Raw genomic sequence first — 23,128 nt, 5'->3', positions numbered from 1 at the left:
AAGGTGGTGCCCGCCAATGATCAACACATATGAGTCGGGCGTCCTGGAGGGTGTCGAGGGCTGGCGCGAACTCCGCCTCAGCCTGGATCCCGAGGGAGAAAGTGACTGTCTCGACGGTATCCTAGAGGCTTTTCGTAATGCGGGCGGCGTCTACTACATCCTTGAGGGTGCTTACCTCGATCGCGATTATGTACGTGCCTACGCCGCGTTTCACCACCGGGTTTACGCCGCACCGAACAAGCACTGCAAGCGCCTGCACGTCTTTAACCGAGACCTGACTGATCTCGAAGACCTGGCGCCGGGGGACCTTGCGTCCGCGCTGGAAGCCGCAGGGGCGGAGTCGTATCTAGGTTTTCTCGTGTTGCGTCCCGTGGTGCGGGCGCCCGTAAGCTGGGCAGTTGTCGCTGTCCCGGCAGGGCTTTCGGAGCCCTGCGAACTCCTCGTGGCTTCAGAGTATTCAGTTCATTTGCTGGGCGCGGAACTGAAGGTTACGGGGGCTGCTGCGACGGAGCAGGACGGACGGACCGGCTCCTGTGCCCAGGCTGTGATCTGGGGTTTAGCCCGGCACTTCCACAACCATCACAAAGGACCCTGGCTCTCCATCATCGACGTCAATGCTGCGGCTCTGACTCCGACCGACGTGGACATTGCCGCCATGCTCCCAGCTGGGTCTCGCCGACTTACTGCCGACGCAATGGTTCGAGCTTTGAAGGGATTGGGCTACCACCCTCTCGTGTACCGACCGAACGGCGAAGGCGACTGGTACGAGCCCGCTCACCGGATCGTTGGCCGATATCTGGACTCCGGCATCCCCGTGATCATCGGGCTCAACGACGACAATGGCGAACACGCGGTGCTGGCCGTGGGCACGGTCGGACATCGATCGCCGCCAAAGGAGCAAAGCGTCACCGATCCTCCTGGGGGCGCCTCGGCCGCGGCGGGCGAAGACGCAGAGCCCGAGCTGGATCTTGGCCCTAACATCTGGGACTATGCCACCTACCTGCTGGTCAACGATGACCAATCAGGTCCGTACCGGCGCCTCGCCATCGGTCGTGCCGACTGTGCCGAGGAGGGCGACGGCTCCTGCCTTGAAGATGCGTCTTTCATTCTGCCGGTCCTGCCCGAGACTGTCTTCATGCCAGCCGAAGGCGCAGAGACCGTTGCTCGGCGCATCGTGGCCTTCATGACGGAGAGCCGCGGCGAGCTGGCCAAAACGGAGGAGGAGGAGACGAGCAACGACGACGAATTCTTCGCCGATGATGCCGAATTGGTGGCCCGAACCTACCTCAGTAATGGCTGGAAGCACGCTTGGCGGGCTCTGCGCAACGACGTACCAGATGAGCTGAAGGAAGCCATGGTGCGCATAGGGTTTCCCAAATGGGTCTGGGTCACGGAGTTCTCACTGCGCGAGGATATCGAGCCGACGAAGCCGGAGCGGAGGGTGCGGGCTCATGCCGTTGTGGACCCCACGAGCAGCCATCTACTGGACGCGCTCGACAGCGCCATCGCGGCACATGTGCCGGGCCATATGCTGACCGTAGAATATGATCAGGATAAGCCCGGAGCCCCACCGTTCACTGCGATGCAGGCGACGCTGGGTACTCCGCAGCGCTACTTCGCCAAAGCACGACGGGGCTAGGATTTTCGAAGGAAGGCTGCTTGGCGCAACAGTGAAACGAGATGCCGCAAACGCAGTTCATTTCCGGTGCTGGGGGTACTTCTGGGGGTACAAACTCGTGACGCCGACGCAACAACCCACAGAAATGCAAGCATATCGCGGGTCTGAGATTCCGCCCCTGGGCACCATCCTTTTACTTCCCTGATTGATCGCCCTCAGGCCGAGCGGCTCGCGTCGGTGAGCGGCTCCGCGAGCTCGCGCGGCCCTGGCTCGCGGCCGGCGGGCAGCGACCCCGTCTGGCGCTCCAGCATGCGGCGCACGCGCGGTGCGCCCGGACCCTTGTGCAGCGCCCTCACCCGATCATGGACGGCGGCATCGTCATGAGTGATCCGGTTGTTGTGACGGATATAGTCGACCCAGGTCGGCAGATGGAAACGCTCGATCCAGATGTCGGGATCGGCGATGTCCCTGAGCAAGGTCCAGTGCCGCGCCCCGTCTCGGCGGCGGATGCGGCGGCGCTCAGCCATAGCGGCGAGGAATTCCTTCCGGTTCTCCGGCGCGATCGCATATTCGATGGTGATCACCACCGGTCCGCTGCGCGCCTCGACCGGCACGGCCGTCTCGGGCGGCGCCCAGCTGCGCAGTGGGGTGAGATCGACCTCTGACGTGGGCGCCAGGGGCAGGCGGAAGCCGAGCAGCGCGCAGAGCAGTTGCACGACCGCGGCGGCACCGAGCGCGAAGGCGATCCCCTCGGCCTCGGCGGTGCGGCCCCAGGTCCAGCTGCCTGCGGCCATGCCCCCGAACGCGGCCATCTGGTAAAGCGAAAGGGCGCGGGCGACGACCCAGCGCGGCGAGTGGAGCTGGACCGTGACGTTGAAGGTCGAGAGCGCCAGCACCCAGGCGCCGCCCGCGACCACCAGCACCGCCATCGTCGAGAGCAGGTACGGACTGAGGCCGGCGAGCACCGCCGCCATCGCGAATGCCAGGCAGGACCAGCGCACGATCGCTTCCGACGAGAGACGCTGCCGCAGGCGCGCGCTGGTGAACGCTCCCGCCACGGCGCCGACGCCGAATGCGCCGAGCAGGAGGCCGTAGGTGAGCGGCCCGCCGGCGATCACGTCCCGCGCGATCAGCGGCATCAGCGAGGGTATCGCGCTGGCACCGAGGCCGAAGAGGAGGCTGCGGCCGAGGACGACGCGCACCGAGGGCGACATGCGAACGTAGCGGACGCCCGCGGCAATCGCGACGCCGATCCGCTCGCGCGGCAGCTTCTCCTCGGTCTCGACCGGCCTCCAGCGAGCGAGCACCGTTATCAGGGCGAAATAGCTGACGGCGTTGATCGCGAAGGCGGCGGCAGCGTTGAGCGCGGCCACGATCGCGCCGCCGATCGCCGGACCGAGGCTGCGGGCGATGTTGAAGCCCATGCTGTTGAGCGCGACGGCGCCCGGAAGTTCGCTGCGCGGGACCATCTCGCCAACCGATGCCTGCCAGGCGGGCCCGTTGAAGGCGGTGCCGCAGCCGATCAGGAAGGTGAAGGCGAGGAGCAGCCACGGCGAGAGCAGCCCAAGCCAGGCGCAGGCGGCGAGCGTGACCGAGACGAGCAGCATGAAGACCTGCGCCGCGATCATCAGCCGCCGCCGGTCGAGGCTGTCCGCCATCGCGCCGGCCAAGAGGGACAGCAGCATGATCGGCAGCGTGACCGACGCCTGCACCAGCGCGACCATCTCGGCCGATCCCGAGATCGACACCATCATCCACGAGGCGCCGACCGACTGGATCATGCCGCCGAAATTGGAAGCCATGCTTGCCAGCCAGACGGCCCGGAATACGGGATTGCGAAGCGGGGACAGGGTGGAGGCGGAGGCCGCTTTGGAGCGCGTCGGGGAGGTGTCGGCCATGCCCGGATAATGGATCAGGATTGCCGAAGTTGCGGGGGCGGAAGGCTCACCGCTTCAGCCAGTGGAGGCGCGCGAAATAGCCGATGACCAGCAGGCTGAGCACGATGCAGAGGCCGACTACGCCCCAGAAGGCCCAGGGCTCCTTGGCATAAGGTATGCCTTCGACGTTCATGCCGAGGAGGCCGGTAATGAAGGTCAGCGGCAGGAAGATGAGCGCGACGATCGCCAGCAGCAGCGCACGCTGGTCGAGCTGCTCGGCGCGGAGGTCGGTGATCTGCTCGTGCAGCAGCCCGGCGCGCTCTCGGACGGCTTCCAGCTCCTCGGCCATGCGGGCGAACTTGTCGGCGGCCTCGCGGATGTGGAGGCGGTCGTCCTGGCTCAGCCAGTCGAAATCGAGCGCCGCCAAGGTGAGGAGCGCGTCCCGATCGGGCGCGACGAAGCGGCGGAAGCCGATCGCGTCGGCGCGCACCCGCGTGATCGTCGTCCGGTGCCGGTAGAGGCTGGTGGTCTCTTCGAGGCCGGTCTCGATGTCGTCGAGACAGTCGCCGAGTTCGGCAACCTGCGGGTCGAGCTCCAGGCTGATATGACGGGCGAAGGCGGCGACGAGGTCGCCCGGATCGGTAATCTTGCCGGCGTCCACCAGCTCCATGACGCGCTTGGTCGCGCTCAGCCGGCGACGGCTCACGGACGTGACGCGATTATGGTGCACCCAGAGACGGATCGAGACGAGCCGGTCGCTGTCGTTGGGGTCGGTCTCGCCGGGACCGCGAAGATTGACGATGGCGCCGAACTCGACCTGGTCGCAGCGCGGCCGGGTCTCGGTGGCGACCAGCGCGCTGGCGGCGACGTCGGGAATAGTGTCCTGCCGGCGGAGGAGCGCGAAATCCTCCTCGTCCCAGCCGTGCAGGTGCAGCCAGAGGAAACCGGGGCCGCGATAGGCTTCGGCCTCCTCTACGGTCAGGCGGCGGACGGGTCCGTCGCCGACGAGGAGGCCGCATTCCATGCTATTGCAGGTCCGCGATGAAGGCGCGGACCGCCGGCGCCACGTCGTCGCGCTTCATCGCCAGCGCGATGTTGGCGATGACGAAGCCGACCTTGTCGCCGCAATCGTGGCGCTCGCCGTCGAAGGTGAGGCCGTGGAAGGGCTGCTGCCCGATCAGCTTGGCCATGGCGTCGGTGAGCTGGATCTCGCCGCCGGCGCCCGTTTCCTGATCGTCGAGGATGCGCATGATCTCGGGCTGGAGGATATAGCGGCCGACCACGGCGAGGTTGGACGGCGCGTCCTCCGGCTTCGGCTTCTCGACGAGGCCCTTTACCTCCGTGAGGCGGCCGTCAGCGGCGCCCGGAGTGATCACGCCGTAGCTGGCGGTGCGCTCGCGCGGCACTTCCTGCACGCAGACGATGTTGCCGCCGACCTTGTTGTAGGCGTCGACCATCTGGGCGACGCAGCCGGGCCTGCCGACCATCAGATCGTCGGGGAGCAAGACTGCGAACGGCTCGTCGCCGACGATCTCGCGGGCGCACCAGACCGCGTGGCCGAGCCCGAGCGGCTCCTGCTGGCGCACGGACGCGATGGCGCCGGGCGGCATACGCGTCGGCTCCAGCAGGTCGAGCGGCTTGCCGCGGGCACGCATCGTCGTCTCGAGCTCGAATCCGATGTCGAAATAGTCCTCCAGGCCCACCTTCCCACGGCCGGTCACGAAGATCATCTGCTCGATGCCAGCTTCCCTAGCCTCATCGACAGCGTACTGGATGAGGGGCCGGTCGACGACCGGCAGCAGCTCCTTGGCGAAGGCCTTGGTGGCGGGGAGGAAGCGGGTGCCGAGACCGGCAACGGGGAAGACGGCCTGGCGGACGGGTTTCATCAGGACTCCAAAGATGAAGGTGCGCGGATTACGGCGGGGGCAGGTCGAAGCGGTCGTCCTCGCGCTCCTCGGAGCGGCGCAGCGTCTCGTCGACCCGCTCCGGGCGGGCGATCGGCGGCGGCGTCAGCAGCTCGTCGGTGGTCGGCGCGCGGGCGGCCATGGCGGGCGCGGGCGGCAGGCTTTCACCGGCTGCCGGCTGGAGCGGCTCGCGCCCGCCGCAGCCGGCGAGCAGCGCCAGTAAGGCGGCAGCGGTGAGGAGCCTCGTCATCGGCCCCTCTTAGCCAGCGGCGCATGAAAAGCGAAGCCGCTTGTCCGGCTGGCGAGCGCCATTTATCCAGCGCCTTCACCCATCCGGAGACACAGCAATTGCGGCTCCTCCCCGCCTTCCTCGCCACGATCGTGCTCGCCGCCTGCGACGGCGGCAGCGACGCGCCGCGCGGCGGCCCTGCGCCGAGCGGCTGGTCCGGGCCGAAGACCGTACAGAAGAATCCCACCGGCCGGCTCGACCGCTCCTTTGCAGGAACGCAGGCGCCGGGAAGCAGCTTCCAGGATCCCGGCGGCGAGAATGTGAGCCTTGCCGACTTCCGCGGCCGGCCGTTGCTGGTCAATCTGTGGGCGACCTGGTGCGCGCCCTGCATCGCGGAGATGCCGACGCTCGACGCGCTCGCGGCACGCGAAAAGGGGCTGCAGGTGCTCGCCGTCAGCCAGGACCTGGACGGGCAGGAGAAGGTGGATGCCTTTTTCGCGCAGCGCGCCTTCCGCAACCTCGAACCCTATATCGATCCGCGCCTGTCGCTGATGCAGGAGCTGAAGGTCGATACGCTCCCCACCACCATTCTCTACGACGCCGAGGGGCGCGAGGTCTGGCGGATGACCGGCATGGAGGAGTGGGAGGCAAGCCGGGCCGCGGGGCTCATCGGGGAAGCTGCGGCGAAGAGCTGAAGCGAAGCCGCAGCAGGCGACCGTCGATGGCCGCGAGACCGAGGCCGATCAGCGCCATACCGGCGACGTGGCGCGGCTCGAGAACCTCGCTGAGGATGACCGCTCCGAGCAGGATCGCCGTCACCGGCACCAGGAAGGTTACGAGCAAGGCGTTGGTGGCTCCGGCGGTGGCAATCAGGCGAAAGTAGAGGACGTAGGCGAAGGTGGTGGAGAAGAGCGCCAGGGCCAGCAGCGAGCCCCAAGCCTCGGCCGGCGGCGCCGGCAGCTGCCACGGTTGCTCGACCAGGAGCGCGACCGGGAGCAGCAGCAAGGCGGCGGCGGCGAGCTGACCGGCCGAGACGTGGATCGGCGAGATGCCGAGCCTGCGGAACCGACGCCCATATACTCCGGCGAGGGCATAGCAGAGCGCAGCGGCGATGCAGGCGAGCTGGGCAAGCAGGCTGCCGCCGATTTCACCGAGCAGATCGGGACCGAGCATCGCCGCCACGCCCGCGAAGCCGAGTAGCACACCGATCATCTTGAGGGGCGTGATGCGCTCGTCCTCCGTAAAGGCATGGGCGACGATCACGCCCCAGATCGGCGTGGTCGCGTTGAGGATTGAGGCGAGGCCGCCGCCGATCTGCGTCTGGCCCCAGGCGAGCAGCGAGAAAGGAACGGCGTTGTTGAGCAGCCCCATGATGACGAATGCCGCCAGAACGGAGCGGTCGAAGCCGAGCGTCTGGCGGCGGAGTTTCAGGAACAGCAGCAGAGCGGCGGCAGCGAGGGCAACCCTGACCAGCACCAGCGTGAAAGGCGGTATTGAGCGTACCGCCACGTCGATGAAGAAGAAGGAGCCGCCCCACAGCACGGATAAGCCGATCAGGGTCAGCCATTCGGCCGTGCCCATCTGGGTTCTGATCGCGTGTCCGCGCATGCGAGACCCTTTAGGGTATAGTCGCGGCGCGGCACTCTAAAAGCTGCGGTCAAACTGATAAGGAGCGCTTATCGTCGAAATCAGTCGCGCAGCAGCTCGTTGATGCTGGTCTTGGAGCGTGTCCGCGCATCGACGCGCTTCACGATGACGGCACAGGCGAGGCTCGGGCCGCCGTCCTTTCCGGGGAGCGTGCCGGGGACGACGACGGAGTAAGCGGGAACGCGGCCGGTGAAGGTCTCTCCGGTGTCGCGATCGACGATCTTCGTCGACGCGCCGATGAAGACGCCCATCGACAGCACCGCACCCTCCTCGACGATCACGCCCTCGGCGACTTCGGAGCGGGCGCCGATGAAGCAATCATCCTCGATGATCACCGGACCCGCCTGGAGCGGCTCCAGCACGCCGCCGATGCCGGTGCCGCCGGAAATGTGGACGTTGCGGCCGATCTGCGCGCAGCTGCCGACGGTGGCCCAGGTGTCGACCATCGTCCCTTCACCGACGAACGCGCCGATATTGACGAAGCTCGGCATCAGCACGGCACCGGGCGCTACATAGGCGCCGCGGCGGACGATCGCGCCGGGGACGGCACGGAAGCCTGCCTCGCCAAACTGGTTCTCGCCCCAGCCTTCGAACTTGGACGGCACCTTGTCCCACCAACTGGCGCCGCCTGGCCCGCCGGCGATGGCCCGCATCGGGTTGAGGCGGAAGCTCAGCAGCACCGCCTTCTTTAGCCATTGGTTGACGCGCCAGCCGTCCGGCCCCTTTTCGGCGACGCGGGCGCGTCCCGAATCGAGGGCCTCGATCGCCGCGTCCACCGCTTCGCGGATCTCGCCTTCCGTCGCAGCGGAGATGCTCTCGCGTTCGTCCCAGGCCCGTTCGATCGTCGATTGCAGCGCGTCGGTCATTGGGGCCTCGTAATTTCGGTGAGCCAGGTGCCGATATCGCCGACATGATGGTCGATAAAGGAGGGATCATGGGCGTGGTCGCCCTGCTCGGATCCGTTGTCGATCCACACTGTCGTCATGCCGAGCGCCTTGGCGGGCGCCAGGTTGCGGGCCATGTCGTCGGCGAAGAGCGCGCGGGTTGGATCGATGCCGTGCCGGTCGCACAAGGCCTGGTAGGCGCTCGGATGCGGCTTGGTGACATAGCCCATTGCGTGTATATCGTGGAGGCCGTCCCAGAGGTTGGCGAGGCCGAGCCTGTCGAGCACCCGTGCGGCATGATCGGCATCGCCATTGGTGAACACGAACTTGCGCCCGGGCAGGCGATCGATTGCCGCCACCAGATCGGGATCCGCAGAGATCCTGGCAAGGTCGATGTCGTGGACGAAGGCAAGGAAGCTGTGCGGATCGATGTCGTGGCTCGCCATCAGGCCGGCGAGCGTGGTGCCGTGAGCGTGGAAATGGCCCTTCTGGATCTTGCGCGCTTCATCGAATCCGCATCCCACAAGTTGCTGGACGAACTCGGTCATGCGCGCGTCGATCAGCTCGAACAGGTTGCAGGACGCGGGGTAGAGGCAATTGTCGAGATCGAAGATCCAGCTGTCGATATGGGCCAGAGCGGGAAGCATGCCTGCCCCTTAAGCAGCTTTGAGCCTTCAGCAAATTGAAAGCATCTCCGGGCTATGTTGAGCTACAAAACATCCAAGAAACTGAATAGCTTGGCGAGGCTGCGATGAACGATCGGCTCCGAAGGAACGCGCTGCTGCTCTCGGTCTGCGTGGTCGCGCTGGCGCTTTCCGGCTGCGGCGGCGGGGGCGGCGGTGCCCGGCCTGCGCCGATCACGATCGCGCCGCCCGCACCGCCGCCTCCGCCTCCTCCGCCGCCGCCTCCACCCCCTCCGCCGCCGCCCAGCCCGGCGGGCTCCAGCTTCGACGATGCGGAATATCGGCGCTCCAGCGGCTCGGTTGCGGCCAACGCGATCAGCGCCTACAATGCCGGCGGCCGCGGCCAGGGCGTAAAGATCGCCATTGTCGACAGCGGCATCAACCCGAACCTGCCGGATTTTGCCGGCCGCATCGATCCGGCGAGCGCCGACGTGGTCGCCAGTCGCGGCATCACCGACACGGAGGGCCACGGCACCGCCGTGACCGCGGTGGCGGCGGCGGGCCGCGACGGCGGGCAGATTTCCGGTGTCGCGTTCGAATCCACCATCCTGTCGTTCAATACCGCCGATCCGAACAACTGCGACGAGGATGACGGCTGCAAGCACAGCGACAGCGCGATCGCGCGCGCCATCGATCTGGCGCGCACCAACGGCGCCCGCGTGATCAACGTCTCGCTCGGGGGCGAGGGCGCGGGCACGACCGTGCTCAACTCCGTCAGCCGCGCGAGCCAGGCCGGGATCGTCGTCGTCGTCTCCGCCGGCAATAACGGCAAGGAGCCGGAAGGCGCCAATCCCGACGGCTTCGCGACCGACAATGCGCGGGCCGGCAACGGTCTCGTCATCATCGCGGGCTCCCACGGGAGCGCGTTCGATCCACGCGGCATTTCGGACTTTTCGAACAGGGCGGGAAGCGGCGCCGCGAGCTATCTGGCCGCGCTCGGCTATCGCGTGCGCACCTTCGATCACGAGGGCGTCGCCGGGATGTGGAGCGGCACGTCCTTCTCGGCGCCGGTGATCAGCGGCGCGGCCGCCTTGCTGGCGAGCGCCTTCCCGAACCTCACCGGCGCTCAGATCGTCGACATTTTGTTCAGAAGCGCCGACGACGCCGGTGCGCCCGGCCGCGACGGCGTGTTCGGCAACGGTATCCTCAACATCGCGCGCGCCTTCCAGCCGATGGGCCAGACCAGCCTCGCCGGCAGCGGCACGCCGGTCTCGCCGACTTCCTCAGGCAGCGGCCAGACCTCGACGACGATGGGCGATGCCAGGATACCGGTCGTCGGCGCCGTCATCCTGGACGGCTATTCCCGCGCCTTTGCGATGAACTTCGCCCACTCGCTGGCGCGGGCGCCGCAGGAGCAGCCGCTCGCCCAGTCGCTGCACGGCGACTACCGCACCGGCGGCGCTGCGGCGGGGCGGATGGCGGTGTCGATCACCGTCAATCGCAACCTCACTGGCCAGGCCCATGTCGGGCTGGCGCAGGCGGGCCTCACCTATGACGACAGCCGCAGGGCCAAAGCGATCGCCGGCATGGCGCTGGGCCGCCTGACGCCGCGGACGGCGGTGGCGTTCGGCTTCTCGGAGAGCGGCCGCACGCTGCAGCAGCGCCTGTCGGGACATGAGAACAACGCCTTCCTGGTCGCCCGGGACCCGATGACGCGCAGCGGTTTCTTCGCCGATGCCTCGAGCAGCGTCGGCGTTCGCCACGATGTCGGGCCAGTGGCGCTGACCGTCACCAGCGAGCGCGGCAGGGTCTACAATCCGGGCCTGGTGAAGCAGATCGAGGATCCCGCCTACAGCATCAGCTCGGTTACCGCGGACCGGCGGTTCGGGCCGGTAAACCTGTCGCTGGGTGCGTCTCGGCTCGACGAGCAGGAGACGATGCTCGGCAGCCGCTTCAGCTCCGCCTTCGCGAGCGGCGGCGCGACCAGCTACTTCCTCGACGGCACCGCCTCCTTCGATCTCGGCCGGGGCTGGGGCGCTTTCGCCAGCTATCGCCGCGGCTGGACGCGGATGGCCGGAAGCGGCGCGCTGGTCGATCAGGGGCGTCTCTCGACGGACGCCTGGGCGTTGGATCTTGCCAGGGCGAACGCCTTCGCGGGGGGTGACAGGTTTGCCTTCCGGGTGATGCAGCCGCTCCGCGTCAGCTCCGGCGGCTTCGCGCTCAACGTGCCCGTGTCATATGATTATGGCAGCGGCGCCGTCGGCTTCGAGCCGCAGCAGCTCAGCCTCGCGCCGACCGGGCGAGAGATCGATTACGAGCTCGCCTACAGCGTCGGGCTGCTCGGCGGCCGGCTGGGCGTGAACGCCTTCCTGCGCACCGATCCGGGCCACATCGAGGCCATGCGGAGCGACGTCGGCGGCGCCCTGCGCTACACGCTCGGCTTCTGAATTCCTCCCCGCAGCGCGGGGAGGAGGTTCAGCTTCAGATGGTGATGGCCGGGGCGCCGCCGATGCCTTTCGGCTCTTCCGTGGTGACGGGTTGGTTGGCGAAGACGCGGCCGATGCATTGCGCGAGCGCGGTCATCGCCGAGCGGCCGCTGCCGATCTGGAGCGAGCCCATGCGCTGGCCCTGGCCATCGATCTTCATGCCGGCCGCCTGGACGAACTCGGTGATGAAGTCGGAGCCCTGCTTCTGGCCGGGCGGCACGGCGAACATCAGGCCGGGGCCATCCTTGTCGATCTCGGTCTTGGCCACTGCCTTCAGCTGCCAGGGGCCGGCCTCGTCGAACTCGACGGCGATGTCGTAGCTGCCGCCGTCCTCAAGCGAGGACCAGGCATTGTTCTGGATCAGAAACAGCAGACTGTCCTGCCCCGGTCCGGCGAGAATCGAGACGACGGTGCCCTGCTGCGCGGAGGTGTGGACGGCGCAACCCTGGTTGCCGCCGGCGACGGTCCATTGCGCGGCAGGCTGGGTCTGCGCGGTGGCTGTAGCGACCGGGAGGGCGAGGAGGGAAATGGCAAGCAACGGCTTCAACATCATGGCTCTCCAACTCAGCCCGCCGCCCGTCCTCTGTTGAAATGCTGAACCCGCTTGACTTCTTTTGGTTGCCCTGTGGCCTTTCCGTTCGTCGATTCGCCGAACCGCGTCCCAGGCCGGAACCTTTTGACGTTTAGACGGTGAAGCTCTCGCCGCAGCCGCAGGCGCCCTTGGCGTTCGGATTCTGGAATACGAAGCCGGCGCTGAAGTCGTCCTCCACCCAGTCCATCCGGCTGCCGATCAGATAGAGAATCGAAGCGCCGTCCACGTAGAAGATGCCGCCGGGGGTGACGATCTTCTCGTCGAACGGCTTCTCTTCGGTGACATAGTCGACCGAATAGGCAAGGCCCGAGCAGCCGCGGCGGGGGGTGGAGAGCTTGACGCCCACGGCGCCTTCGGGTGCGCGCGCCATCAGCGCGGTGATCCGCGCCTCGGCGGACGGGGTGAGGGTGAGGGCGGCGGGGCGGGCGCGCACGGTCTTCGTCTCGGCGTTCATCACAGCATCCCCAGTTCGAGCTTGGCTTCGTCGCTCATCTTCTGCGGGTCCCAGGGCGGGTCCCAGACGAGCTCGACTTCGGCATCCCGGATGCCCGGCACTGCACTCACCCGCAGCTCCACCTCGCCCGGCATCGACTCCGCGACCGGGCAGTGCGGCGTCGTCAGGGTCATCGTCACCTTGGCCGAGCTGTCGGGCGAGATGTCGACGCCGTAGATGAGCCCCAGGTCGTAGATGTTGACCGGGATCTCCGGGTCGTAAATCTCCTTCAGCGCGTCAATCACCGCCTCATAGAGGTCGCCGCCCGGCTCGACCGGTGCCGGCTCGGCCGGCTGCTGCGCGAGAAAGCCGGCGAGATAATCCTTCTTGCGGCCGAAGGTCTCGGCGAGATCCACGCGCGCCCTCGGCGGCGGCGCGGCCGCATCGACCTCCTCGATCTCGATCTTGCGTTCTTCGTTCATCCGAAAATTCTCGTCACCCGCTCGATGCCGCGAAGCAGCGCCTCGACATCCTGCCTGCCATTATAGACGCCGAAGCTCGCCCGCGCGGTCGCATCGACGCCGAGATGCTCCATCAAGGGCTGCGCGCAATGATGCCCCGCCCGGATCGCGACCCGGCTCTCGTCCAATATGGTGCCGACATCGTGCGGATGCACCCCCTGGATCGCGAAGCTGACGATGCCCGCGCTGTCCTCCGGGCCGAACAGCGTGACGCTGTTCAAGGTCGAGAGGGCAGCGCGGGCCTCGCGCACCAGCGCGTCCTCGTGCGCGGCGATGGCGTCCAGCCCGATCGCCTCGACATAGTCGATCGCCGCGTGCAGCCCGAGCACGCCGACGACGTGGGGCGTGCCCGCCTCGAAGCGCGCCGGCGGCGGGGCGTAGGTCGTGCCGTTGAACGAGACCTTGTCGATCATCGCGCCGCCGCCATGCATGGGCGGCATCGCCTCGAGCAGCTCCGCCCGGCCCCAGAGGACGCCGATGCCGGTGGGGCCGTAGAGCTTGTGGCCGGAGAAGACGTAGAAGTCGCAGCCGAGCTCGGCGACGTCGACGCGCATGCGCGGCACCGCCTGGCAGCCGTCGAGGAGGAGCTTCGCACCGACCTTGTGCGCCAGATCGGCGGCGCGGCGGGCGTCGAGGACGGAGCCGAGCACGTTGGAGACATGGGCGAGCGCGACCAGCTTGTGCCGCTCGGTGAGCATGGCGGCCATGGCATCGAGGTCGATGCGGTGATCAACGGTCAGCGGCACGACATCGATCTCGGCGCCGGTGCGCTCGGCCACCATCTGCCAGGGCACGATGTTGGAATGATGCTCCAGCACCGAGAGCATTATCTGGTCGCCCGGCTTGAGGACCGTCCCGCCCCAGCTCTGGGCGACGAGGTTGATGCCTTCGGTGGCGCCGCGGACGAAGACCACTTCCTCAGGCGCATTGGCGCCGATGAACTGAGCGGTGCGGCGGCGGGCGGCCTCGAAGGCAAGCGTCATATCGGCGGAGCGCTGATAGATGCCGCGGTGAACGGTAGCGTAAGTCTCGGCATAGCCGCGGGTGATGGCGTCGATCACGGCGCGCGGCTTCTGGGCCGTCGCGGCGGTATCGAGATAGGCCCAGCCTTCGGGAATGGCCGGGAAGTCGGCGAGGCGGTCGAGCGGGCGGGTGGAGGTCAGCATATCCATGCTCAACCCTCTCCGTTCGCTTCGAGCGAAGTCGAGAAGCGCTCGTGCAGGCGTGTCTCGACTTCGCTCGACACGAACGGCTCCTGGTTCAGCCAGCCCATTGCATCTGCATGGAAGGCATCGCGCACCTCTTCCTCGCCGATGCGGTCGATGGCGTCGGCGACGAAGGCCTGGGTGAGGAGCGCCTTGGCTTCGGTGGGCGGCACGCCGCGGCTGGCGAGGTAGAAGAGGGCGTCGCGGTTGAGCTCGCCGACCGTGGCGCCGTGGGCGCATTTGACGTCGTCGGCGAAGATTTCCAGTTCGGGCTTGGCGTTGATCGTGGCGCCGCGATTTAGAAGCAGGCCCTTGAGCGACTGCTCGCCGTCCGTCTTCTGCGCGCCGCGGGCGACCTCGACGCGGGCGGCGACCGAGCAGATGGACTTGTCGTCCGCGACAGAGCGCCAGACCTGCCGGCTGACGCCGCCAGCGGCATTGTGGCGGACGACGAGATTGGCGTCATGACGCTGCGCGCCGCGGGCGAGGAGGGCGCCGCCGAACTCCGCATAGGCCGCCTCGCCGGCGAGATGCACCTGGCCGTCGATCCGCGTATCGGCGCCGCCGGCGGTGACCGTCACCGCGACCAGGCTCGCGCCTTCGCCGATGATGGCCCGGTCGGTCAGGCTGACGAAGCCGCTGCCGGTGAGAAGACGCCGGCTCAGCATCAGCCGCGCGCCCCTGAACAAGGTCATGCGGGTGAGGCGGTTCGCCCAGCCCTCGCCGATGTAGGTCTCGACCACGGATGCCTGGGCGTCCACGTCCAGCTCGATCTCGGCAGGAAGATGATCCGCACCGCCGGTGGTGACGTGGACGATCTGCACCAGCCCCTGCGGTGCATGGTGGCGGCCCAGCTTCAGCTTCCAGCCCTCATTCCTGACGAGCCGGGCGAGCGCGTGATCGGCAGGATCGGTATGGACGGCGCCGATCTCGATCGTGCCGAGATTGCTTCGCTCCGCCGCAAGCTTGCCGTCCACGAACACCAGCCGCGGTCCCTCGCGGGCGCAGTCCATCCACGGCAGCGCCTCCGGCACCGTACCGGCAGGCCGGCGGGCGGCAATCTCAGGCAGTGCGGAGAGGTCGCTCCAGCGCCAGCCTTCCTGTCGGTTGGATGGGAGCTCCAGCAAACTCATGCCGCAATGGCTCCGTAACCTTCGCGCTCGAGCTGGTGGGCGAGCTCGGGGCCGCCGGAGCGGACGATGCGGCCTTCCGCCAGCACGTGGACATGGTCCGGCTCGACGATGTCGAGCAGGCGCTGATAGTGGGTGATGAGCAGCACCGCCTTATCGGGCCCCCGCATGATGCGGTTGATGCCGTCGCCGACGACGCGCAGCGCATCGATGTCGAGGCCGGAATCGGTCTCGTCGAGCACGGCGAGGCGCGGGTCGATGAGGCCCATCTGGACCATCTCGTTGCGCTTCTTCTCGCCGCCCGAGAAGCCGACATTCACGTTGCGCTTCATCATGTCCATCGAGACGCCGAGCGCGTCGCCCTGGGCGCGGACGAGGCGGAGGAAGTCGCCGGCGCTCACTTCCACCTCGCCGCGGGCGCGGCGCTGGGCGTTGATCGCGGTGCGCAGGAACTGGACGTTGGAGACGCCGGGAATCTCGACCGGATATTGGAAGCCGAGGAACAGGCCCGCCGCGGCGCGCTCGTCTGGCGCCATGTCGAGCAGGTCCTTGCCGTCGAAGACGATCGAGCCCTGCGTCACCTCATATCCGGGCCGCCCGCCGAGCACATAGCCGAGCGTCGACTTGCCGGCGCCGTTCGGCCCCATGATCGCATGCACCTCCCCCGCGCCGACGCTGAGCGTCAGCCCGTTGAGGATCTGCTTGCCGTCGATCTCGGCGTGGAGGTTTTCAATCTTGAGCATCAATGCAGTTCCAAAATCTCGTTCGTCCTGAGCGTAGTCGAAGGGCGCTCGTGATGAGTCGGTGCCAACGCCCCTCGACTTCGCTCGGGACGAGCGGAGGCTGGTGGCGTTCTAGCCAACAGAACCCTCCAGGCTGATCCCAAGCAGCTTCTGCGCCTCCACGGCGAACTCCATCGGGAGCTGCTGCAGGACTTCCTTGGCGAAACCGTTGACGATCAGCGCCACCGCGTCCTCCTGGTTGAGGCCGCGCTGCATGGCGTAGAAGAGCTGGTCGTCGCTGATCTTCGAGGTGGTGGCCTCGTGCTCGATCTGAGCCGAAGGGTTCTTCACCTCGATATAGGGGACGGTGTGGGCGCCGCACTGGTCGCCGAGCAGCAGACTGTCGCACTGGGTGAAGTTGCGGACATTGTCGGCGCCGGCATTGACGCGGACGAGGCCGCGATAGGTGTTGTTGGAACGGCCGGCGCTGATGCCCTTGGAGACGATGGTCGAGCGGCTGTTCTTGCCGAGGTGGACCATCTTGGTGCCGGTGTCGGCCTGCTGGCGATTGTTGGTGAGCGCGACCGAATAGAATTCGCCGACGCTGCTCTCGCCTTGGAGGATGCAGCTCGGATATTTCCAGGTGATGGCGGAGCCGGTCTCGACCTGGGTCCAGCTGATCTTCGAGCGGTCGCCGCGGCAGGCGCCGCGCTTGGTGACGAAATTGTAGATGCCGCCCTTGCCCTCGGCATCGCCGGGATACCAGTTCTGGACGGTGCTGTATTTGATCTCGGCATCGTCGAGCGCGACCAGCTCGACCACCGCGGCGTGGAGCTGGTTCTCGTCGCGCATGGGGGCGGTGCAGCCTTCGAGGTAGGAGACGTAGCTGCCCTTGTCGGCGACGATCAGGGTGCGCTCGAATTGGCCGGTGTTCGCGGCGTTGATGCGGAAATAGGTGCTGAGCTCCATCGGGCAGCGCACCCCTTCCGGGATGTAGACGAAGGTGCCGTCGGAGAAGACGGCGCTGTTGAGGCAGGCGAAGAAATTGTCGCGCTGGGGCACGACGCTCCCAAGGTATTTCCGCACCAGGTCCGGATATTCCCGGACAGCTTCGGAAATGCTGAGGAAGATCACACCCGCGCGCTTCAGCTCCTCGCGGAAGGTGGTGGCGACGCTGACGCTGTCGAACACCGCGTCGACCGCGACCTTGCGCGCGCCCTCGACGCCGGCGAGGACCTTCTGCTCCTCGATCGGGATGCCGAGCTTCTCGTAGGTGCGGCGGATCTCGGGGTCGAGCTCGTCGAGGCTCTTGAGCGTCGGCTTCTGCTTGGGCTCGGCATAATAGTACGCGTCCTGGAAATCGATCGCCGGGATGTCGAGCTTGGCCCAGGTGACCTCCTCCATCGTCAGCCAGGCGCGATAGGCCTTGAGCCGCCATTCGAGCATCCACTCTGGCTCGCCTTTCTTGGCGGAGATGTAGCGGACCGTGTCTTCGCTCAGCCCCTTGGGCGCGAATTCCTGCTCGATGTCCGAGGTGAAGCCCCATTCGTAGCTGGAGGCGCGATCGATCGCATCCTGGGCTTCCTGATTGCGGACGTTGATCTCGTCGGACGACATTATTTGGCCTCGGCTAGACTGGCGAGCGAGACGCCCTGGAGCGCTCCGCGGACGGCGCCATTGACGGCGCTCAGATGGGGTTTGACCTGGCAATGGCCGTCAAGGGCGCAGTCATTGCGTGCCTCATCGACGCAGGTCGTCATGGCGATTGGTCCTTCCACCGCCTCGATGATGTCCACCAGGCTGATGCCGTCCGCCGCGCGCGCGAGCTGAAAACCGCCGCCGGTGCCGCGGACGGAGGTCAGCAGACCCGCGGCGGCAAGGCGGCCCATCAGCTTCTGCGCGGTCGGCAGCGGCACGCCCGTTTCTCCCGCCAGCAGGGTCGCCGACAGCCGCGCGCCTTCGCGGTGGCGCGCGGCTGCGGCCATCATGACCACGGCGTAATCGGCAAGGGAGGTGAGGCGCATATCTGAAATAGGAGCAATTCGATCCGATTGCCATCTGGGCCCGTTGTGGCGGGAAATCAAGCGCCACCGCCCCTCGCACACATCAGGATGTGCCTTTATGGGCGTCCCGATGCGTTATTTCCTCGATACCGAGTTCAACGGATTTGCGGGCGAACTGATCAGCCTCGGCCTTGTGCCGGAGCATGGGGACCAGGAATATTACGCCGTGCTGGAGCTGCCGGAGGAGGTGCACGGCTGGGTGCAGCGGAACGTATTGCCGTATCTGCGCTCCGTGCCTCAGGGGTTTTACAGCGAGCCGGTTTCGCGGGAGGAGGCGGCCGCCGAGCTTGCCCGCTATCTGGCAGCGGACCGGGATCCGGTGATCGTCGCCGACTGGCCGGAGGATATCGCGCATTTCTGCATGCTGCTGGTGACGGGGCCGAACGAGATTGCGCCGGTAGGCAGCATGCGCTTCGAATTCGTCAGCAGCCCGGGCTTCAGCACCGCGATGAACAGCAAGGTGCCGCACAACGCCTTGCACGATGCGCGGGCGCTGCGCGATTTCGTGCTGCAGTGGGTGGATTGAGGTGGCGCTGTTCCCGCTGATCCGGCCGTTGCTCTTCTCGATCGAGGAGGAGGCGGCGCACCGGCTGACGATCGCCTCGCTGAAGCTGATGCCGGCGGGTCGGACCGAGCCGCACCCGCGCCTCCGGGTGCGGGTGGCGGGGCTCGATTTCCCCAATCCGATCGGTGTCGCCGCCGGGTTCGACAAGGATGCGGAGGTCTTCGGTCAGATCCTGCGATTGGGATTCGGCTTCACGGAGGTGGGGACGCTTACGCCGCAGCCGCAGCGGGGCAACCCGCAGCCGCGGCTGTTTCGCCTGGCGGAGGACCGGGCAGTGATTAACCGGATGGGCTTCAACAATGGCGGGCTGGAGGCGGCGCGGGCGCGGCTGGAGCGGCGCAAGCGGGGCGGCATCGTCGGCATCAATATCGGCGCGAACAAGGACAGTTCGGACCGGATCGCCGATTATGCGATGGCCGCGCGGGCGATGGCGCCGCTCGGCGACTATCTCACCGTCAACATCTCCTCGCCCAATACGCCGGGCCTCAGGGCTTTACAGGATCGCGGGGCGCTGGACGAGTTGCTCGCTGCGGTGATGGAGGCGCGCGGCGATACGCCTGTGTTCCTCAAGGTGGCGCCCGATCTGGAGCGGGCCGACATCGATGATATCGCAGCCGTGGCGGCCGACCGGCGGCTCGATGCTCTGATCGTCGCCAACACCACCATCTCACGCCCCAAGCTGAAATCGCGCTCCCGCGACGAGTCGGGCGGGCTTTCGGGGGCGCCGCTGAAGCCGCTCGCGCTGCAGCGGCTGCGCGATTTCCGCAGCGCGACCGGCGGCGCGATGCCGCTGATCTCCGCGGGCGGCATCGGCAGCGGCGAGGATGCGTTCGAACGGATCCGGGCGGGAGCGAGCCTGGTGCAGCTCTACACCGCCCTGGTCTATTCCGGGCCGGGGCTGGCCAGGACGATGGCGCGAGACCTCAGGCGGCTGCTTCGCCGCCACGGCTTTCGCAACGTCGCGGAGGCGGTCGGAACAGACGGGCTTTCTTAGCGCTTGCCGCTGCGGCGCAGGGGGCTAGTGTCGCGCCGATGTTGACCCGCCTCCTCCGTCCGCTCCTGCCCCTTCTCCTGCTGAGCGCCTGCGCGGCTTCGACGGCGCAGGACACGGCGCCGCCGGTCGTCGCGGGGAGCGGCGTCGTGTCGGCCGCCGATCCGCGCGCGGCGGAAGCGGGACGCGAGATATTGCGGGCTGGCGGCAGCGCGGCCGACGCGGCGATCGCGATGGCGATCGCGCTGACGGTGGTCGAGCCGCAATCGTCGGGCATCGGCGGTGGCGGCTTCCTGGTGCATCATGACGAGGGCAGCGATGCGCTCACCAGCTTCGACGGCCGTGAGGAAGCGCCGTCGGCGGCAAGCCCGGCCTGGTTCCTTGATGCGAACGGCAAGGTGATCGACAATCCTTCGATCGGCGGCCGCGCGGCGGGCGTGCCAGGGAATGTCCGCATGTTCGCGCTCGCTCATGCCAAGCACGGCAAGCTGCCCTGGGCGCGGCTGTTCGAGCCGGCGATCCGCCTGGCGCGCGATGGCTTCCAGCTGACTCCGCGCGGCCAGGATGCGGTGGCCGATTGGCGGCCCGACGCGCTGAAGCTGACGCCATGGGCCCGCGCTACTTTCTTCGAAGCCAACGGCCAGCCCAAACCGGTGGGCGCCACCATCCGCAATCCGGAGCTTGCCGCGCTGATGGAGGAGGTCGCCCGCGGCGGTCCGGACGCCTTCTACACCGGACCGATTGCAGACCGGATCGTTCGCGCCGTCAACACGGCGCCGCGCCACCCGGCGCCGATGACCGAGGGCGATCTCGTCACCTACGACGCCCAGCAGCGCGAGGTCAGGTGCGGGACGTATCGGAGTTACCGGGTCTGCGGGATGGGACCGCCCTCCTCGGGGGCGACGACGGTCTTTGCGATCCTCAAGCAGCTCGAGCGATTCGACCTGTCGGCGCTGGGACCGGACAGCCCGGAGGCGTGGCACCTGATCGGCGAGTCGATGCGTCTGGCCTATGCCGATCGCGAGGCCTACCTCGCCGATCCCGACCATGTTCCGGTGCCAACGGCAGGACTGATGGACCCCGATTATCTGGCCAGCCGGTCCGCGCTGATCCGCCGCGACCGCGTGATTCCCCACGTTACTCACGGCAACCCACCGGGCGCGACGCGGGTGGCAATGGTGCCTTATGAGGAGCCCGCCGGCACCTCGCACATGGCCGCCGCCGACCGCTGGGGCAATGTCGCCACCCTGACTTCGACGATCGAGGCGCCGTGGGGATCGGGCGTGACCGTCGACGGCATGTTCCTCAACAACGAGCTCACCGACTTCCATGTGGTGCCGGAGGAGAATGGCGTTCCGGTCGCCAACCGGGTCGAGGGCGGCAAGCGCCCGCGCAGCTCGATGTCGCCGACGATCGTCTACGGCCCGGACGGCGAGGTGCGGCTGGCGCTCGGCGCGGCGGGCGGACCGACGATCATCATGCAGGTCGCCAAGTCGATCATCGGCGTGGTCGACTGGGGCCGCTCGGCGCGCGACGCGATCGCGCTGCCGACGATGACTTCGGCAGGCCAGGGGATCGCTGTGGAGCGCGGCACGCCCCTGGAGCGCCTGGTCCCGGCGCTCACCGCCCTCGGTCACAAGGTCACGGTGCGGGAGCCGGGCTTCAAGGCCAATGCCGTCGAGCGCGTCGGCGGCCGCTGGCTCGGCGCCGCCGATCCGCGCAGCGAAGGCGTGGCTTTGTCCCAATAGCTCGTCATGCTGAACTTGTTTCAGCATCCATTTTCGAGCAGCCTCCCGCGCTGAGAATTGGCGGAGAGAATAAAGCAGCGATGGCGCGGCAGCTCGAGCATTTCCCGAACCTCGTCGCGATGTTCTTCAAGCGCGCGGCGCAGGGCGGCGACCGGCCGTTCCTGTGGGCGAAGAATGACGGGCAATGGCGCTCGATCAGCTGGCGGCAGGCGGCCGAGACGGTCGCCTCGCTCGCCACGGCGCTGAAGCGGATCGGCCTCCGGCCCGGCGACAATGTGATGCTGGTGTCGGAGAACCGGCCGGAATGGTGCATGGCCGACCTGGCGATCATGGCCGCCGGCTGCGTGACGGTGCCGACCTACACCACCAACACGACCCGCGATCACCTCCACATCCTGGAGGATAGCGGCGCCCGGGCGGTGATCGTCTCGTCGGAGAAGCTGGCCAAGGCGCTGCTGCCGGCAGTGGTGCAGTCGAACGTCTGCGAGCATGTGATCGGCATCGAGCCGATCCGCGGCGCCCAGTCGGCGACGATCAGCTTCCATGACTGGCCGGCGCTGATCGCGGCGGAGACGCCGGACGTGGAAGCGTGTGCAGCGGCGGCGACCTTCCAGCGTTCGGACCTTGCCTGCATCATCTACACGTCGGGCACGGGCGGCGCACCGCGCGGGGTGATGCAGCATCACGGCGCGATCCTCCACAATGTCGAGGGCTGCATCGACATCATCTCGACCGACTTCGGCTGGGATGCGGAGGTGTTCCTCTCCTTCCTGCCGGCCAGCCACGCCTATGAGCATAGCGGCGGGCAGATGTTCCCAATCGCGCTCGGCGCCCAGATCTATTATTCGGAAGGCCTCGAGAAGCTCGCATCCAATATCGAGGAGGTGCGGCCGACGCTCATGGTCGTCGTGCCGCGGCTGTTCGAGGTGCTGCGGCAGCGCATCCTCAAGAGCATCGAGAAGCAGGGCAAGCTCACCAATTATCTGATGGCTCGCGCGCTCGACATCGGTGCCAAGGACTATGCCGGCGAGGTGCCGCTCTGGGACCAGCCGATGCGGCTGATCCTCGGCCGGACGCTGCGGCCCAAGATCTCGAAGCGCTTCGGCGGGCGGATCAAGGCGATGGTGTCGGGCGGCGCGCCGCTCAATCCGGACGTCGGCATCTTCTTCCACTCGCTGGGGCTGACCCTGCTGCAGGGCTACGGCCAAACCGAGTCGGGGCCGGTGATCAGCTGCAACCGGCCTCGCGCCGGCATCAAGATGGACACGGTCGGGCCGCCGATGAAGAATACCGAGGTCCGGATCGCCGAGGACGGCGAGATCCTGGTGCGCGGCGAGCTCGTCATGAAGGGCTATTGGCGCAACCCGGCCCAGACCGAGCGGACGATCATCGACGGCTGGCTGCATACCGGCGACGTCGGTCACATCGACGAGCAGGGCCGGATCGTCATTACCGACCGGAAGAAGGACCTGATCATCCTCGACAAGGGGGACAATGTCGCGCCGCAGCGAGTCGAGGGGATGCTGACGCTGCAGCCGGAGATCATCCAGGCGATGGTGGTCGGCGACCGGCGGCCGTACGTGGTGGGTCTGATCGTGCCCGATCCCGAATGGACCTGCGAGTGGTGCCGCAAGAACGGCCGCGCCTTCGACTTTGCCGCTTTGGGCAAGGATCCCGATTATTATCGCTCGATCTCGGCAGCGATCGACCGGGTCAACAAGGACCTGTCGGTGATCGAGAAGGTGCGCCGCTTCGTGATCGCGGACGAGCCGTTCACGGTGGAGAACGAGCAGCTCACCCCCTCGATCAAGATCCGCCGGCATGTCCTGAAGCAGGTCTATGGCGATCGGCTGGACGCGCTCTACAAAAAGTAGCTCCCTCTCCCCGCTG

At 67.4% G+C, this 23,128-nt stretch carries 22 protein-coding genes; 7 read left to right on the top strand and 15 right to left on the bottom strand.

Going from position 1 to position 23,128, the window contains the following annotated elements:
• Window positions 1-16 precede the first annotated feature (16 nt).
• Window positions 17-1,639 carry a hypothetical protein gene (locus AC5JBD_RS16620; RefSeq protein WP_495722939.1) on the top strand — a complete coding sequence of 541 codons (1,623 nt, stop codon included), beginning with the start codon at window positions 17-19 and terminating at the stop codon, window positions 1,637-1,639.
• 194 nt (window positions 1,640-1,833) lie between these two features.
• On the opposite strand, the gene AC5JBD_RS16615 is transcribed toward AC5JBD_RS16620, so the two are convergent.
• The 4 genes from AC5JBD_RS16615 to AC5JBD_RS16600 are packed head-to-tail and all read right to left on the bottom strand — an operon-like array spanning window position 1,834 to window position 5,649.
• A complete protein-coding gene (locus AC5JBD_RS16615) occupies window positions 1,834-3,516 on the bottom strand; it encodes an MFS transporter (protein WP_495722938.1) in 1,683 nt (560 codons plus the stop codon).
• Window positions 3,517-3,562: 46 nt separating this feature from the next.
• The gene (locus AC5JBD_RS16610; protein WP_495722937.1) at window positions 3,563-4,519 is read right to left on the bottom strand and encodes a zinc transporter ZntB; all 957 of its coding nucleotides are present in this window, start codon (window positions 4,517-4,519) and stop codon (window positions 3,563-3,565) included.
• A 1-nt stretch (window position 4,520) separates the two neighbouring features.
• Window positions 4,521-5,381, bottom strand: coding sequence for a UTP--glucose-1-phosphate uridylyltransferase GalU (gene galU, locus AC5JBD_RS16605; protein ID WP_495722936.1), 861 nt, complete (start codon window positions 5,379-5,381; stop codon window positions 4,521-4,523).
• Window positions 5,382-5,409: 28 nt separating this feature from the next.
• On the bottom strand, window positions 5,410-5,649 hold the full coding sequence (locus tag AC5JBD_RS16600; RefSeq protein WP_495722935.1) for a hypothetical protein: 240 nt from the start codon (window positions 5,647-5,649) through the stop codon (window positions 5,410-5,412).
• A gap of 23 nt (window positions 5,650-5,672) precedes the next feature.
• Here AC5JBD_RS16600 and AC5JBD_RS16595 point away from each other — a divergent pair, with 23 nt between their 5' ends.
• Window positions 5,673-6,323, top strand: a complete 651-nt coding sequence (locus AC5JBD_RS16595) for a TlpA family protein disulfide reductase (protein WP_495722934.1) — start codon at window positions 5,673-5,675, stop codon at window positions 6,321-6,323.
• On the opposite strand, the gene AC5JBD_RS16590 is transcribed toward AC5JBD_RS16595, so the two are convergent.
• The 3 genes from AC5JBD_RS16590 to AC5JBD_RS16580 form a co-directional block, all read right to left on the bottom strand.
• Window positions 6,295-7,236, bottom strand: coding sequence for a DMT family transporter (locus AC5JBD_RS16590; RefSeq protein ID WP_495722933.1), 942 nt, complete (start codon window positions 7,234-7,236; stop codon window positions 6,295-6,297). The genes AC5JBD_RS16595 and AC5JBD_RS16590 overlap by 29 nt on opposite strands.
• An 80-nt stretch (window positions 7,237-7,316) precedes the next feature.
• The gene (gene dapD, locus AC5JBD_RS16585; protein ID WP_495722932.1) at window positions 7,317-8,141 is read right to left on the bottom strand and encodes a 2,3,4,5-tetrahydropyridine-2,6-dicarboxylate N-succinyltransferase; all 825 of its coding nucleotides are present in this window, start codon (window positions 8,139-8,141) and stop codon (window positions 7,317-7,319) included.
• Window positions 8,138-8,806 (bottom strand): pyrimidine 5'-nucleotidase, encoded by a 669-nt coding sequence (locus AC5JBD_RS16580; RefSeq protein ID WP_495722931.1) that lies wholly within the window; start codon window positions 8,804-8,806, stop codon window positions 8,138-8,140. Before AC5JBD_RS16580 ends, dapD begins: the two co-directional genes overlap by 4 nt.
• A gap of 104 nt (window positions 8,807-8,910) precedes the next feature.
• Here AC5JBD_RS16580 and AC5JBD_RS16575 point away from each other — a divergent pair, with 104 nt between their 5' ends.
• A complete protein-coding gene (locus AC5JBD_RS16575; protein ID WP_495722930.1) occupies window positions 8,911-11,229 on the top strand; it encodes a S8 family serine peptidase in 2,319 nt (772 codons plus the stop codon).
• 34 nt (window positions 11,230-11,263) lie between these two features.
• Here the strand turns inward: AC5JBD_RS16575 and AC5JBD_RS16570 are convergent, their stop codons facing one another.
• The 8 genes from AC5JBD_RS16570 to AC5JBD_RS16535 all read right to left on the bottom strand — a co-directional run bounded on the left by AC5JBD_RS16570 (window position 11,264) and on the right by AC5JBD_RS16535 (window position 17,895).
• A complete protein-coding gene (locus AC5JBD_RS16570; protein WP_495722929.1) occupies window positions 11,264-11,818 on the bottom strand; it encodes a hypothetical protein in 555 nt (184 codons plus the stop codon).
• Between the two features lie 133 nt (window positions 11,819-11,951).
• Window positions 11,952-12,314, bottom strand: coding sequence for a HesB/IscA family protein (locus AC5JBD_RS16565; RefSeq protein WP_495722928.1), 363 nt, complete (start codon window positions 12,312-12,314; stop codon window positions 11,952-11,954).
• On the bottom strand, window positions 12,314-12,775 hold the full coding sequence (locus tag AC5JBD_RS16560) for an SUF system Fe-S cluster assembly protein (protein WP_495722927.1): 462 nt from the start codon (window positions 12,773-12,775) through the stop codon (window positions 12,314-12,316). Before AC5JBD_RS16560 ends, AC5JBD_RS16565 begins: the two co-directional genes overlap by 1 nt.
• The gene (locus AC5JBD_RS16555) at window positions 12,772-13,986 is read right to left on the bottom strand and encodes a cysteine desulfurase (RefSeq protein ID WP_495722926.1); all 1,215 of its coding nucleotides are present in this window, start codon (window positions 13,984-13,986) and stop codon (window positions 12,772-12,774) included. The genes AC5JBD_RS16560 and AC5JBD_RS16555 overlap by 4 nt, the downstream gene beginning before the upstream one ends.
• 2 nt (window positions 13,987-13,988) lie before the next feature.
• Window positions 13,989-15,152: a SufB/SufD family protein gene (locus AC5JBD_RS16550; protein ID WP_495722925.1), complete on the bottom strand. Its 1,164-nt coding sequence runs from the start codon at window positions 15,150-15,152 to the stop codon at window positions 13,989-13,991.
• Window positions 15,149-15,892, bottom strand: coding sequence for a Fe-S cluster assembly ATPase SufC (gene sufC, locus AC5JBD_RS16545; RefSeq protein WP_495722924.1), 744 nt, complete (start codon window positions 15,890-15,892; stop codon window positions 15,149-15,151). The genes AC5JBD_RS16550 and sufC overlap by 4 nt, the downstream gene beginning before the upstream one ends.
• A 111-nt stretch (window positions 15,893-16,003) precedes the next feature.
• Window positions 16,004-17,488, bottom strand: coding sequence for a Fe-S cluster assembly protein SufB (gene sufB, locus AC5JBD_RS16540; protein WP_495722923.1), 1,485 nt, complete (start codon window positions 17,486-17,488; stop codon window positions 16,004-16,006).
• A complete protein-coding gene (locus AC5JBD_RS16535; RefSeq protein ID WP_495722922.1) occupies window positions 17,488-17,895 on the bottom strand; it encodes an SUF system Fe-S cluster assembly regulator in 408 nt (135 codons plus the stop codon). Before AC5JBD_RS16535 ends, sufB begins: the two co-directional genes overlap by 1 nt.
• Window positions 17,896-18,004: 109 nt before the next feature.
• Here AC5JBD_RS16535 and AC5JBD_RS16530 point away from each other — a divergent pair, with 109 nt between their 5' ends.
• The 4 genes from AC5JBD_RS16530 to AC5JBD_RS16515 all read left to right on the top strand — a co-directional run bounded on the left by AC5JBD_RS16530 (window position 18,005) and on the right by AC5JBD_RS16515 (window position 23,112).
• The gene (locus tag AC5JBD_RS16530; RefSeq protein WP_495722921.1) at window positions 18,005-18,460 is read left to right on the top strand and encodes a hypothetical protein; all 456 of its coding nucleotides are present in this window, start codon (window positions 18,005-18,007) and stop codon (window positions 18,458-18,460) included.
• Entirely contained in the window at window positions 18,417-19,493 is a 1,077-nt protein-coding gene (locus AC5JBD_RS16525) for a quinone-dependent dihydroorotate dehydrogenase (protein WP_495722920.1), read from the top strand. Before AC5JBD_RS16530 ends, AC5JBD_RS16525 begins: the two co-directional genes overlap by 44 nt.
• Window positions 19,494-19,531: 38 nt before the next feature.
• A complete protein-coding gene (ggt, locus tag AC5JBD_RS16520) occupies window positions 19,532-21,238 on the top strand; it encodes a gamma-glutamyltransferase (RefSeq protein ID WP_495722919.1) in 1,707 nt (568 codons plus the stop codon).
• Window positions 21,239-21,318: 80 nt separating this feature from the next.
• Window positions 21,319-23,112: an AMP-dependent synthetase/ligase gene (locus tag AC5JBD_RS16515; protein WP_495722918.1), complete on the top strand. Its 1,794-nt coding sequence runs from the start codon at window positions 21,319-21,321 to the stop codon at window positions 23,110-23,112.
• Window positions 23,113-23,128: the final 16 nt, after the last annotated feature.

The organism is Allosphingosinicella sp. (genome assembly GCF_059502505.1).
Note: the sequence above shows the minus strand (reverse complement) of the source record. Positions and strands in the feature narration are given on the sequence as shown.